Annotated in this window: 13 protein-coding genes; 1 reads left to right on the plus strand and 12 read right to left on the minus strand. The window is 62.4% G+C overall.

The window, feature by feature from the left end:
- Positions 1 to 861: 861 nt before the first annotated feature.
- The 12 genes from lipA to LQ215_RS28005 form a co-directional block, all read right to left on the minus strand.
- A complete protein-coding gene (lipA, locus tag LQ215_RS27950; RefSeq protein WP_230153503.1) occupies positions 862 to 1,884 on the minus strand; it encodes a lipoyl synthase in 1,023 nt (340 codons plus the stop codon).
- Between the two features lies 1 nt (position 1,885).
- The gene (gene lipB / locus LQ215_RS27955) at positions 1,886 to 2,533 is read right to left on the minus strand and encodes a lipoyl(octanoyl) transferase LipB (protein ID WP_230153504.1); all 648 of its coding nucleotides are present in this window, start codon (positions 2,531 to 2,533) and stop codon (positions 1,886 to 1,888) included.
- Positions 2,533 to 2,808 (minus strand): DUF493 domain-containing protein, encoded by a 276-nt coding sequence (locus tag LQ215_RS27960; RefSeq protein ID WP_230153505.1) that lies wholly within the window; start codon positions 2,806 to 2,808, stop codon positions 2,533 to 2,535. Before LQ215_RS27960 ends, lipB begins: the two co-directional genes overlap by 1 nt.
- 81 nt (positions 2,809 to 2,889) lie before the next feature.
- Positions 2,890 to 4,047 (minus strand): D-alanyl-D-alanine carboxypeptidase family protein, encoded by a 1,158-nt coding sequence (locus LQ215_RS27965; RefSeq protein ID WP_230153506.1) that lies wholly within the window; start codon positions 4,045 to 4,047, stop codon positions 2,890 to 2,892.
- A gap of 165 nt (positions 4,048 to 4,212) precedes the next feature.
- A complete protein-coding gene (locus tag LQ215_RS27970; RefSeq protein WP_230153507.1) occupies positions 4,213 to 5,238 on the minus strand; it encodes a septal ring lytic transglycosylase RlpA family protein in 1,026 nt (341 codons plus the stop codon).
- The gene (gene mltB / locus LQ215_RS27975; protein WP_063324228.1) at positions 5,238 to 6,248 is read right to left on the minus strand and encodes a lytic murein transglycosylase B; all 1,011 of its coding nucleotides are present in this window, start codon (positions 6,246 to 6,248) and stop codon (positions 5,238 to 5,240) included. The genes LQ215_RS27970 and mltB overlap by 1 nt, the downstream gene beginning before the upstream one ends.
- 17 nt (positions 6,249 to 6,265) lie before the next feature.
- Positions 6,266 to 7,369 (minus strand): rod shape-determining protein RodA, encoded by a 1,104-nt coding sequence (rodA, locus tag LQ215_RS27980; protein WP_230153512.1) that lies wholly within the window; start codon positions 7,367 to 7,369, stop codon positions 6,266 to 6,268.
- A gap of 31 nt (positions 7,370 to 7,400) precedes the next feature.
- The gene (gene mrdA / locus LQ215_RS27985) at positions 7,401 to 9,296 is read right to left on the minus strand and encodes a penicillin-binding protein 2 (RefSeq protein WP_230153508.1); all 1,896 of its coding nucleotides are present in this window, start codon (positions 9,294 to 9,296) and stop codon (positions 7,401 to 7,403) included.
- Positions 9,297 to 9,305: 9 nt separating this feature from the next.
- Positions 9,306 to 9,773, minus strand: coding sequence for a 23S rRNA (pseudouridine(1915)-N(3))-methyltransferase RlmH (gene rlmH / locus LQ215_RS27990; RefSeq protein WP_003185785.1), 468 nt, complete (start codon positions 9,771 to 9,773; stop codon positions 9,306 to 9,308).
- A 9-nt stretch (positions 9,774 to 9,782) separates the two neighbouring features.
- Positions 9,783 to 10,277: a ribosome silencing factor gene (rsfS, locus tag LQ215_RS27995; RefSeq protein WP_003205895.1), complete on the minus strand. Its 495-nt coding sequence runs from the start codon at positions 10,275 to 10,277 to the stop codon at positions 9,783 to 9,785.
- A gap of 71 nt (positions 10,278 to 10,348) precedes the next feature.
- The gene (gene nadD / locus LQ215_RS28000; RefSeq protein ID WP_230153509.1) at positions 10,349 to 11,065 is read right to left on the minus strand and encodes a nicotinate-nucleotide adenylyltransferase; all 717 of its coding nucleotides are present in this window, start codon (positions 11,063 to 11,065) and stop codon (positions 10,349 to 10,351) included.
- On the minus strand, positions 11,034 to 12,305 hold the full coding sequence (locus tag LQ215_RS28005) for a glutamate-5-semialdehyde dehydrogenase (RefSeq protein ID WP_230153510.1): 1,272 nt from the start codon (positions 12,303 to 12,305) through the stop codon (positions 11,034 to 11,036). The genes nadD and LQ215_RS28005 overlap by 32 nt, the downstream gene beginning before the upstream one ends.
- A 196-nt stretch (positions 12,306 to 12,501) precedes the next feature.
- Between LQ215_RS28005 and LQ215_RS28010 the strand changes: the two genes are divergently transcribed.
- Complete coding sequence (locus tag LQ215_RS28010) at positions 12,502 to 13,179, plus strand: DNA-3-methyladenine glycosylase (RefSeq protein ID WP_230153511.1); 678 nt, start codon at positions 12,502 to 12,504, stop codon at positions 13,177 to 13,179.
- Positions 13,180 to 13,275 lie beyond the last annotated feature (96 nt).

Here is a 13,275-nt window from a genome sequence, read left to right on the forward strand (position 1 = left end):
GGTGTGCCCTCACTCCGGCATTGCTCCGTGGGCCCGCCGCGAAGGGCCATCCATGGCCCAGCGCGGCTATCCCGGCATCCATGCCGGGATGCCCACTGCGCAATGCCTGCGTTCGGCCAGCGTGGTTTAACGGGGCGCCCAAGATCAAAAGCCAAAGCCAAAGCCAAAGCAAGAGCGGGCACATGCCGGCATCTATGTGGCTGAGCCACCGCTATCGCGAGCAAGCTCGCTCCCACATTGGATCTTCAGCAGACACAAAACCCATATACACCGCAAAACCCTGTGGGAGCGAGCCTGCTCGCGAAGAGGCCGGCACATCCAACAGCTTCATCGATTGTGACATCGCCTTCGCGAGCAGGCTCGCTCCCACATTGGATCTTCAGCAGCCACAAAACCCCATATACACCGCAAAACCCTGTGGGAGCGAGCTTGCTCGCGATGAGGCCGGCACATCCAAACATTCACCGCAAACTGACCCACCGCCTTCGCGAGCAAGCCCGCTCCCACAGGGGGAAACGCGGTCCCACCAAGAACCAGGCCGGCTGTTAGGCCGCCTCGGTTCAGTTTTTGATCTGGGGCGCCCCGTTAACCACGCTGGCTGAACGAAGGTATTGCGCAGTGGGCAACCCGGCATGGATGCCGGGTTAGCCGCGCTGGGCCATGGATGGCCCTTCGCGGCGGCCCACGGAGCGATGCCTTCGTTCAGGCATGCCGAGCCTAGGCGAGGCACCGAGTGGTGGGGCAAAAGCGTTTTGGTTACTTTTGCGCTCTTCAAAAGTGACCCGCTGTAAGAGCGGAACCTTAAGTAGCCGTTACCGAAGAAACGGATATACACACCACCCCAAAAACCAACGCCAAAAATCAGGACCCCAAAAGCTCAGCCTTAACCAACTTAGCCTGCTCATCCGCATGATACGAAGACCGCACCAACGGCCCCGAAGCCACGTTCTTGAACCCCATCTTGTACCCTTCCTCAGCAAACCAGGCAAAGGTATCCGGATGCACAAAACGCTGCACCGGCAGGTGACTACGCGAAGGCTGCAGGTACTGCCCCAAGGTCAGCATATCGATGTCATGCTCACGCATCCGCTTCATGACCTCGATAACTTCCTCATCAGTTTCCCCCAGGCCCAGCATCAAGCCAGACTTGGTCGGAATGTGCGGCATCATCTGCTTGAAGCGTTGCAGCAAGGTCAACGACCACTGGTAGTCCGAACCCGGCCGCGCGGCCTTGTACAGGCGCGGTACGGTTTCCAGGTTGTGGTTGAACACATCCGGCGGCTCGGCCGCGGTGATTTCCAGGGCGATGTCCATGCGGCCACGGTAATCGGGCACCAGGGTTTCCAGCTGGACATTCGGCGACAATTTGCGGATCTCGCGGATGCAGTCGGCAAAGTGCTGGGCACCGCCGTCACGCAGGTCGTCGCGGTCCACCGAGGTGATGACCACGTACTTGAGCTTCAGGTCGGCAATGGCGATGGCCAGGCTTTGCGGCTCGTTGGTGTCCAAGGGTTTCGGACGGCCGTGGCCGACGTCACAGAATGGGCAGCGACGGGTGCAGATGTCGCCCATGATCATGAACGTGGCGGTGCCGCCGGAGAAGCACTCGCCCAGGTTCGGGCAGGAAGCTTCTTCGCAAACGCTGTGCAGCTTGTGCTTGCGCAGCAGGGCCTTGATGCGGTCGACTTCCGGGGACACCGGGATGCGCACGCGGATCCAGTCAGGCTTCTTCGGCAATTCGGTGGTCGGGATGATCTTGACCGGGATGCGTGCAACCTTCTCGGCGCCGCGCAGCTTGACGCCGGCCTCTACCTTGGCACGTGGGGCCGGACGCTCGGTGACGTCCTGCGTCGGGATAATGGTTTGCACTGCATCAGTAGTCATATCAGTCGATTCCGCCCGTGAGGGTCGTCTGCTCAGCATAGTCGAGGTGTTTGACGAGCTGCGCGCGCAGCCGGGCACTTACCTCGGCAAATTCAATCGATCCTGCGTGCTCGCTCAACTGGGTCATCGCCAGTCCCGCGTAGCCACAGGGATTAATCCGTCGAAATGGCGCAAGGTCCATGTCCACGTTCAGCGCCAGGCCGTGAAACGAGCAGCCGTGGCGGATTCGCAATCCCAAGGAGGCGATCTTCGCCCCGTCGACGTAGACACCCGGCGCATCCGGCTTGGCCGCCGCCGTCACACCGTAGCTGTCCAGCAGCTCGATCAGGCATGTCTCCATGCGGGTGACCAGCTCGCGCACACCAAACCCCAGCTTGCGCACATCCAGCAACAGGTAGGCGACCAGTTGGCCAGGGCCATGGTAGGTCACCTGCCCGCCGCGGTCGACCTTCACCACCGGGATATCCCCTGGCAGCAGCAGGTGCTCGGCCTTGCCGGCCTGGCCCTGGGTGAACACCGGTGGGTGTTCCACCAGCCAGACTTCATCGTCGGCGGTGGTGCCGCGTTCGTTGGTGAAGCGTTGCATGGCATGCCAGACCGGCTCGTAAGCCATCGTGCCCAGCTCGCGAAAGCCCAGCGTGCCCGGCATCACAACACCATGTGCACGAAGCCGGTCGCGCGCAGGTCGCTGTTGATGTCGTAGAGCTGTTCCTGGCCAGTGGCAATGATGTGCAACTGGATTGTCGTGTACTTGCCGTTGGTACTCTGGCGCTCGGCCAGGGTCTTGTGGTCAACGGTGGCATGTTTTTCAAGAATCGCAATGATCCGGTCCTTGAAACCCACGCCGGTGTCGCCGATGACCTTGATCGGATAATCCGCGCAAGGAAATTCGATCTTTGGTGCTTTTACTTCAGAGTCTGTCATGGGGTAACGGCCTCGTAAGCCGTGGTAACGCACATGGCCCCGCTCCGGATGGGAACGAGGCCATGCAGGTCAACACTTCAATCAGTTGAACAAGCCGTAGAAGAATAGACGGATGCTATCCCACATGCGGCGGAAGATACCACCTTCCTCGACCGCGTCCAGAGCGATCAGGTCGGCGCTGTGCACCACTTTGTCGTCCAGTTTGACTTCGACTTTACCGATCACGTCGCCCTTGGCGATGGGAGCGGTCAGTTGCGGGTTCATAGTCATGCTGGCAGCGAGCTTCTTGAGCTGGCCTTTAGGCAAGGTCATGGTCAGGTCTTGGGCCAGGCCGGCCTTCACCTGATTGGTGGTGCCTTTCCAGACCTGGGCCTGGGCCAGTTCGGTGCCCTTCTGGTAGAAGGTCTGGGTTTCGAAGAAACGGAAACCGTAGGTCAACAGCTTCTGGGTCTCGGCGGCACGGGCCACTTCGCTGTTGGTACCGAAGACGACGGCGATCAGGCGCATGCCGTCACGCACAGCCGAAGACACCATGCAATAGCCGGCTTCTTCGGTGTGGCCGGTCTTCAGGCCATCGACGGTCTTGTCGCGCCACAGCAGCAGGTTGCGGTTAGGCTGCTTGATGCCGTTCCAGAAGAATTCCTTCTGGGAGTAGATGGCGTAGTGCGCCGGGTCTTCGTGAATGATCGCCCGTGCCAACAGCGCCATGTCGTGAGCCGACGAATAGTGCTCAGGGTTTGGCAGGCCGGTAGGGTTCATGAAGTGGCTGTTGGTCATGCGCAGGTCGGCCACGGTTTTGTTCATCATATCGGCGAACGCGTCTTCGCTGCCGGCGATGTGCTCGGCCAGGGCGACGCTGGCGTCGTTGCCGGACTGGATGATGATGCCGTGCAGCAGGTCGCTGACGGTCACTTGCGAACCGACCTTGATGAACATCCGCGAACCGCCGGTACGCCAGGCGTTTTCGCTGACGGTCACCGGATCGTTTTCACCGATCTGGCCACGACGGATTTCCAGGGTGGCGATGTAGGCGGTCATCAGCTTGGTCAGGCTGGCCGGTGGCAGGCGCTGGTCACCGTTGTTCTCTACCAGGACCTCGCCGCTGCTGGCATCCATGAGCACAAAGGATTTGGCGGCCAATTGAGGAGGCGCCGGCATCATCTCGACCGCGAACGCGGCCGGTGAGAGAAGCAGCGGGACTAGCAGGCAAAGGCGTTTGGCAAAGGTGGTGATGTTCATCCGTCTCTCGAAATCGCTAATGGGACTGCCCGAAGGCAAAACTAACAGGCAGCCTCTTATCGGGCCGCCGCGTATTTAGTTGCTCACTCACAACCCTTGCCGGGCTTTTATTATTGATGGAGCCAACAACCTGACCCGCTCCAACCGCAAGCGGGCCTCAATCAATTACTCGGCGCTGACCAGGCTCGGCGAACCGAGATTGGCCAGGCGCACACTGTTCTGCACTTGCTGGACTTCACCCGGAGAACCGATCGGCCCCAGGCGCACCCGATGCAGTGTCTGCTGGTTGCGCACGATCGAGCTGATGAACACCGGGGCGCTCACCATCGAGCTGAGCTTCGACCTCAGCAGCTCGGCAGCGTCCGGGTTGGCGAAGGCGCCCACTTGCAGATACTGGCCAGACGCTGTTGCAGAAGCGTTTTTTTTTGCGTCGAGCTGAACGGGCACCACAGCCGCCGCGTGCTGCTGCGGCGGTGGCGTCCACTGCTCGACCGTGCCGGTGGACGCCGTCACGGTCGGCGCGGCATTTTGCGCCACTTTCGGCTCGTTGAGCATCAAAGGCGCCGGACGGCCGCGTTGGGCCCACCATTCCTGCGGGTCAATACCTTCGACCTTGACCCGCGCGGTGCCGGTTTCAGCGTATCCAAGCTTTTTCGCCGCCGCATACGACAAGTCGATGATGCGGTCGGAATAGAACGGCCCGCGGTCGTTGACCCGCAGGATCACAGTCTTGTTGTTGTCCAGGTTGGTCACCCGCACATAGCTGGGCAGCGGCAAGGTCTTGTGGGCCGCGCTCATGCCATACAGGTCATACACCTCGCCGTTGGCGGTGTTCTGGCCGTGGAACTTGGTGCCATACCAGGACGCCGTGCCCGAGGCCACGTAGCGCTTGGAGTCGCTCAGCGGGAAATAGGTCTTGCCCAGCACCGTGTACGGGTTGGCCTTGTAGGGGCCGGTGTGCAGGGTTGGCGTGGCGTCGGGAATGCGCGAGACATCCACGTCCCACCACGGCGCGCCGTCCTTGTGGGCCCGATTGATGTCCAGGCCGGGCGTCGCGCGCACGGCGGTGGAGTTTTTCTGGGTCGGCGCGCGGCTGGTCGAACAACTGACGACCAACAGTGACAGCGCGGCCAACGCCACGAGCTTGAAGGGTTTGGCTTTCAGGGGTTGATAGGTAGGCAATGCCCGCATTATTTGACGCCCCGTGCTTTGACCAGCTCTTCAGACAGTTGATATACGGCCATGGCGTACATCACGCTGCGGTTATAACGCGTAATCGCGTAGAAATTCTTCAGGCCCATCCAATATTCGGGGCCTTGTTCGCCTTCCAGGCGTATCGCGGTGACCGGCATGTCGTCACGCAGCGCATCATGACTCGACCAGCCCAACGCCCGCAACTCCCCGACGGTTTTCGTCGGCTCGATGCCCTCGGTCAGGCCCTCGTCCACCTGCTCGCCACGCACGTCGGCCCGGCTGACCACCGGCTGGCCGGCTTCCCAGCCGTGGCGCTTGAAATAGCTGGCAACACTGCCGATCGCATCGGTCGGGTTGGTCCAGATATTGATGTGGCCGTCGTCGTCGAAGTCCACCGCGTAAGCGCGAAAACTGCTGGGCATGAATTGCGGCAAGCCCATGGCCCCGGCATAGGAACCCTTGAGGGTCAGCGGGTCGACCTGCTCTTCGCGGGCCAGCAGCAGGAACTCGCGCAGCTCCTTGCGGAAGAATTCGGCGCGCGGGGGGTAATCGAAGCCCAGAGTCGACAGTGCGTCGATCACCCGGAAATTCCCGGTGTTGCGGCCAAAGAAGGTCTCGACGCCAATGATGGCCACAATGAACTGGGCCGGAACGCCGTATTCCTGCTCGGCACGGGCCAGGGCCGCCTCGTGCTGGCGCCAGAAGTCCACGCCCCGGGCAATACGCGCCTCGGTGATGAACATCGGCCGGTACTCGCTCCACTGCTTGACCCGCTCGGCGGGCCGGGAGATGGCGTCGAGGATCGACTGCTTGCGCTCAGCCTCGCGAAACACGCCCATCAGCTGTTCACCGGCAAAACCGTAGTCGCGGGTCATCTCACCGACGAATTCGGCCACCTGCGGCGAGCCTTCGTATTCGCCAGCCTGGGCATGCGGCGCACCGCCCAGGAAGCCCACCAGGCCGATCCACGGCGCATATCGCGTCGACCAGCCACGCATTGCTTGCATTGAACTCTTCACCTTATTCAAACCTGCGCGATCCACTTGCGATGCGTATGAATCGACATCAAGACCCCAAACGCTGACAGTAGTGTCACCAGCGAAGTTCCTCCGTAGCTAATGAAAGGCAACGGCACCCCCACGACCGGTAACAGGCCACTGACCATACCGATGTTGACGAAAACATAAACAAAAAACGTCATGGTCAGGCTGCCCGCCAGCAACTTGCCGAACAACGTCTGGGCCTGGGCGGTGATCACCAGCCCCCGGCCGATCAGCAGCAAATAGATCAGCAGCAGCACACAGATGCCCACCAGGCCGAACTCCTCGCCCATCACGGCGATGATGAAATCGGTGTGGCTTTCCGGCAAAAAGTCCAGGTGCGACTGGGTGCCCATCAGCCAGCCCTTGCCGAACACCCCGCCGGAGCCGATGGCGGCCTTGGACTGGATGATGTTCCAGCCGGTGCCCAGCGGATCGCTCTCCGGGTCGAGGAAGGTCAGGATTCGCTGCTTCTGGTAGTCGTGCATCACGAAGTACCACATGGCCACCGATACCGGCACGGCGATGGCGATGACGCTGAGGATCCAGCGCCAGCGCAACCCGCCCATGAACAGCACGAAGGCACCACCGGCCAGGATCAGCAGCGAAGTGCCAAGGTCCGGCTGGCGCACGATCAGGATGAACGGGATGCCGATCAGCAACAAACTGATGCACACGTGCTTGAGCTGCGGTGGCAGGGTGCGCTTGGACAGGTACCAGGCGATGGTCGCCGGCATGATGATCTTGAGGAATTCCGAAGGCTGGAAGCGAATCACCCCGGGAATGTTGATCCAGCGGGTGGCGCCCATGGCGTTGTGGCCCATCACGTCCACCACCACCAGCAGGGCCACACCCGCTACATAGGCCAGCGGCACCCAGCGGGCCATGAAACGCGGCTCGAGCTGGGCAATGACGATCATCGACACCAGGCCGAGGCCGAACGAGGTGGCCTGCTTGCCCAGCAGGTCCCAGTTCTTGCCACTGGCCGAATACAGCACGAACAGGCTGCCTGCGGCGAGCGTCAGCAGCAGGATCAGCAATGGACCATCGATGTGCATGCGCTGCAACAAGGTGGCACGACGGCGCATCACATCCTCGCTGGAGAGGATCCGGTCGAAATTATTCTTCACGGGCCGTAGCCTCCGCAGTGGTGGGGCTTGCGTATTCCGGCTTGAGCTGGCCGTGCTCGTCCAGCAGCCAGGCGTCCATGATCTGGCGCACCACCGGCGCGGCGACGCCGGAGCCCGACTCACCGTTCTCGACCATTACCGCCACGACGATCTTCGGGTTGTCGGCCGGTGCGAAGCCGACGAACAAGGCGTGGTCGCGGTGACGTTCCTGGACCTTGGAGCGGTCGTACTTCTCGCCCTGCTTGATGGCGACGACCTGGGCCGTACCGCTCTTGCCGGCAATCCGGTACTGCGCGCCGATGGCCGCCTTGCGGGCAGTGCCCCGGGCGCCGTGCATCACCTGCTGCATGCCGTTGTTGACCTTCTGCCAGTCCGACGGATTGCGCAGGATGATGTCCGGCATCGGGTCCGGGTCCACGGGTTTCTGGCCTTCGATGGTCTTGGCCAGGTGCGGGCGATACCACTTGCCCTTGCTCGCCACCAGCGCCGTGGCCTGGGCCAGTTGCAAAGGCGTGGCCTGCATGTAGCCCTGGCCGATCCCAAGGATCAGGGTTTCGCCGGGGAACCACGCCTGGCGCCGGGTCGCGCGCTTCCATTCCCGGGATGGCATCAAGCCGGGCGATTCTTCGAACATGTCCAGGGAAACTTTCTGACCCAGTCCAAACTTGTTCATGTAGGACGACAGCCGATCGATCCCCAGCTTGTGGGCCAGGTCGTAGAAGTAGGTGTCGTTGGAACGCATGATGGCCGTTTCCAGGTCCACATAACCGTCGCCGGTGCGGTTCCAGTTGCGGTACTTGTGGTCGTAGTTCGGCAGTTGGTAATAACCCGGATCGTAGACCCGGGTCGAAGCGGTCACCACGCCGGAGTCCAGCCCGGCAATCGCCACCGCCGGCTTGATGGTCGAACCCGGCGGATAGAGGCCGCGCAGCACGCGATTGAACAGCGGCCGATCGATGGAATCGCGCAACTCGGCGTAGGCCTTGAAGCTGATACCGGTGACGAACAGGTTCGGGTCGAAGCTCGGCTGACTGACCATCGCCAGCACCTCGCCGGTGTTCGGGTCCAGCGCCACCACGGCACCACGCCGACCGCCCAGCGCCGCTTCGGCGGCCTCTTGCAGCTTGATGTCCAGGCTCAGGACGATGTCCTTGCCGGGAATCGGGTCGGTGCGCTTGAGTACCCGCAATACGCGGCCGCGGGCGTTGGTTTCGACTTCTTCGTAACCCACCTGGCCATGCAGCTCGGGCTCGTAGAAACGCTCGATGCCGGTCTTGCCGATATGGTGGGTGCCGCTGTAATTGACCGGATCGAGGGTCTTGAGCTCTTTCTCGTTGATCCGTCCCATGTAGCCGACCGAGTGGGCAAAATGCGCCCCCTGGGGATAATGTCGCACCAACTGCGCCACCACCTCGACGCCGGGCAGGCGGAACTGGTTCACGGCGATCAGGGCGATCTGCTCTTCGGTCAGCTCGAACAGGATCGGCACCGGCTCGAACGGGCGACGGCCCTGGCGCATGCGCTTCTCGAAGATCGCCCGGTCCTCGGGTGTCAGTTGCAGCACTTCGACGATCACGTCGAGCACGTGCTGCCAGTCGCCGGAGCGCTCGCGGGTCATGCTCAGGCTGAAGCTGGGCCGGTTATCCGCTACCACCACGCCATTGCGGTCGAAGATCAACCCGCGGGTCGGCGGAATCGGCTGCACATGCACACGATTGTTTTCCGACAGGGTCGAGTGGTACTCGTACTGGATCACCTGGAGGAAATACAAGCGTGCAATCAGCACGCCGATCAGCGTCACCACCGCAATAGCGCCGAACACGACGCGGCCGCGCACCAGGCGGGCGTCTTTTTCGTGGTCCTTGATGCGGATCGGCTGGGGCATGGGGCAGGATTACTTGTGGTAAGGGTGCCCGGACAGGACTGTCCAGGCACGATACAGCTGTTCGCCGATCAGGATCCGCACCAGCGGGTGTGGCAACGTCAGCGGCGACAATGACCAGCGCTGATCGGCCCGGGCACAGACTTCCGGCGCCAGCCCTTCCGGGCCACCGACCATGAAATTGACCGTGCGCGAATCCAGCCGCCAGCGATCGAGCTCCACCGCCAGTTGCTCGGTGCTCCAGGGCTTGCCATGGACTTCGAGGGTGACAATGCGCTCGTTCGGCCCGACCTTGGCCAGCATGGCTTCGCCTTCCTGGCGGATGAAGCGCGCCACGTCGGCGTTCTTGCCACGGGTGTTGAGCGGAATTTCCACCAGTTCCAGGGCCAGCTCGGACGGAAGACGCTTGGCATATTCATGCCAGCCTTCTTCCACCCACTTGGGCATGCGAGAACCGACGGCGATCAGGCGCAGTCGCACAGCGGTCCCTTATTGCTGGTCTTTGTTGAGCTTGGTGAAGTGCTCATGGGGGTTTTCCGGGCTGTGGTGCGCGGCGCTGGCCGAACGGCTCTGCTCGGCACCGGCCCACAGGCGTTCCAGGTCGTAGAACTGGCGCGCCGAGGCAGTCATCATGTGCACGATGACGTCGTCCATATCCAGCAGTACCCAGTCGCTGTCACCCTTGCCTTCTTCACCCAGCGGCTTGACGCCCTGAGCCTTGACCGCTTCGCGGACCTTGTCCAGCATCGCGCCGATCTGGCGGTTGGAGGTACCGGTGGCGATGATCATGTAGTCCGTGATGCTCTGCTTTTCACGAACGTCGATCACCTGGATGTCCTGGGCCTTGACGTCTTCCAGGGCCGCCACGGCAACCTTGACCAGTTCTTCACCGGCCAGTACGACGCCGGTGTGGGCCTCTACCGGCAGCGGGGCGCTTTTGAACGTGCCTTTGCGCTTTACTTTGTTTACGTCTTTGTCAGTCATATAAAACTCGTTTTGCTCGTATGTTCAGGCGCTTCGCTACACGCATTCACGTGCCTTGAAGCACACCTTGTTCAGTTCGACGCACGGTAAAGCCCGTGCGCATCGATGTAGGCCAGGACCGCGTCGGGCACCAGGAAACGTACCGACTTACCGCTGGCCAGCAGTTGACGGATCTGGGTGGCGGAAACCGCGAGCGGCGTCTGCCAGACGAATGCAATCTGTCCGCTCGGCCCTTTCAGGGCCAGCGGGTCGCTCACCGAGCGGGCCGCCAGCAGGTTGCGCAAGGCATCCGGCGGCTCGCTGTCGGCATCCGGGCGTTGCAGCACCAGGATGTGGCAATGCTGGAGCAACTCTTCCCAGCGATGCCAAGTGGGCAGGCCGCAAAATGCGTCCCAGCCCAGAAGCAGAAAAACCTGGGCATCCGCGGCCAGTTCGGCACGCATCAGCTCCAGGGTATCAATGGTGTAGGACGGTTTGTCCCGCTGCAATTCGCGGGCGTCCACCACCAACGGCGCCACACCGGCCACCGCGCACTCGACCATCGCCAGACGGTCCTGCGCCGACACCTGCGGCGTATCCCGATGAGGTGGCCGGGCGCTGGGCGTCAGGCGTAGTTCATCGAGGGCCAGGGCGTCGGCGACTTCCAGCGCACCGCGCAAATGGCCGATGTGCACCGGGTCGAACGTGCCGCCCAGGATACCGATGCGCCGGGGCGGGGTTGTCGTCACAGCAGCTGGCGGGTCGAGGTCGCCCAAGTCAGACCGGCTCCTGTCCGCGCAACTGGCCATCACCGACCACGATGTACTTCTCGCAGGTCAGGCCTTCGAGGCCCACCGGGCCGCGGGCGTGCAGCTTATCAGTAGAAATGCCGATCTCGGCACCCAATCCGTATTCAAAGCCATCGGCGAAGCAGGTCGGGGTGTTGATCATCACCGACGCCGAATCCACTTCGGCCACGAAGCGCCGGGTTTCCCCCAGGTTTTCACTGACAATGGAGTCGGTGTGGTGCGAGCCGTGGCGGTTGATGTGCTCGATGGCCTCGTCCAGCCCGTCGACCACACGGATCGACAGGATCGCCGCCAGGTATTCGGTGTCCCAGTCTTCTTGCGTGGCCGCAACGGCCTCGATGATCGCCCGGGTGCGCTCGCAACCGCGCAGTTCGACGCCTTTTTCGCGGAACTGGGCAGCCATCGACGGCAGGAAATCCTTGGCCACGGCCTGGTCCACCAGCAGGGTTTCCATCGCGCCGCAGATACCGTAGCGGTAGGTCTTGGCGTTGAAGGCGATGCGCTGGGCCTTCGGCAAGTCGGCGTGGGCGCTGACGTAGACGTGGCAGATGCCGTCCAGGTGCTTGATCACCGGTACGCGGGCGTCGCGGCTGACCCGTTCGATCAGGCCCTTGCCGCCACGCGGCACGATGACATCGACGTATTCGGGCATGCTGATCAGCGCGCCGACTGCGGCGCGGTCAGTGGTTTCCACCACTTGCACCACGGCCGCCGGCAGATCGGCCTCGGCCAGGCCGCGCTGGATGCAGGCGGCAATGGCACGGTTGGAATGGATCGCCTCGGAGCCGCCACGCAGGATGGTCGCATTACCCGATTTCAGGCACAGGCTGGCGGCGTCGATGGTCACGTTCGGGCGCGACTCGTAGATGATCCCGACCACGCCCAGTGGCACGCGCATCTTGCCGACCTGGATGCCCGACGGCCGGTAGCTCATGTCGCGGATCGCCCCGACCGGGTCCGGCAGGGCCGCAACCTGGCGCAGACCGACGATCATGCCGTCGATGCGGGCCGGGGTCAGCGCCAGGCGCTCGAGCATGGCCGGTTCCAGACCATTGGCCCGGCCGGCGGCCAGGTCCAGCTCATTGGCGGCGGACAACTCGGCACGCGCAGCGTCCAGCGCATTGGCGGCGGCCTGCAGGGCGCGGTTTTTCTGCGCGGTGCTGGCCCGGCCGATGATGCGCGACGCTGCACGAGCGGCGCGACCCAGGCGGGTCATGTAGTCAAGAACGGACTCAGTCATGGTCTGTGTGGTCTTGGCGATGAGGAAAGCGGCAGATTATAGCTGTCGTAACCCTCGACTAACAGCATGGACTCACAGTGGTGACCGGCGGAGGAGCAAAACAGCTGTAAACAGCCGGTTGAAGCGACTGTTCAGCGGTGATTAAGCTTTCCATTGCTATCATCGCGCTTCCTTTGGCCTCACTTCGTTTATCGCCATGACCGATTTGCCATCGCCCAACGCCCTGCCCCACGCCTTTTTTGATCGCGACGCCCAGGTGCTCGCCAAGGACCTGCTGGGCAAAGTCATCCGTCACAAGGTCGGTGAGCTGTGGCTCAGTGCGCGGATCATCGAGACCGAGGCGTATTACTTCGCCGAAAAAGGCAGCCACGCCTCGCTGGGCTACACAGAAAAACGCAGGGCTTTGTTTCTGGATGGCGGCCACATCTATATGTACTACGCCCGGGGCGGCGATTCGCTGAACTTCAGCGCCCAAGGCCCCGGCAACGCGGTGCTGATCAAATCGGCGTACCCGTGGGTCGATGCCCTTTGCGGGCCGGCGAGCCTGGCGCAAATGCTGCTCAACAACCCCGACGCCCAAGGCCGACCGCGCACACCGCAAAAACTTTGCGCCGGCCAGACCCTGCTGTGCAAAGCCCTGGGGCTGAAAGTGCCGGACTGGGACGCCAAACGCTTCGACCCCGAGCGCTTGCTGGTGGAAGATGTCGGCGTGCCGACGGTCAATGCGATCCAGACCACTCGCCTGGGCATTCCCCTGGGACGCGACGAGCACCTGCCCTACCGCTTCGTCGACGCCGCCTATGCCCCATGGTGCACCCGCAACCCGTTGCGGCGCGGACAGGTCGAAGGGCGTGATTACTTTTTACTTTCATGAACACAACACCACCCTACTGTGGGAGCGAGCCTGCTCGCGATGGCGTCGGGTCAGCAGAATGGGTGTTGACTGACACACCGCGATCGCGAGCAGGCT

The organism is Pseudomonas brassicacearum (assembly GCF_918698105.1).
Taxonomy (GTDB): Bacteria; Pseudomonadota; Gammaproteobacteria; order Pseudomonadales; family Pseudomonadaceae; genus Aquipseudomonas; species Aquipseudomonas brassicacearum_F.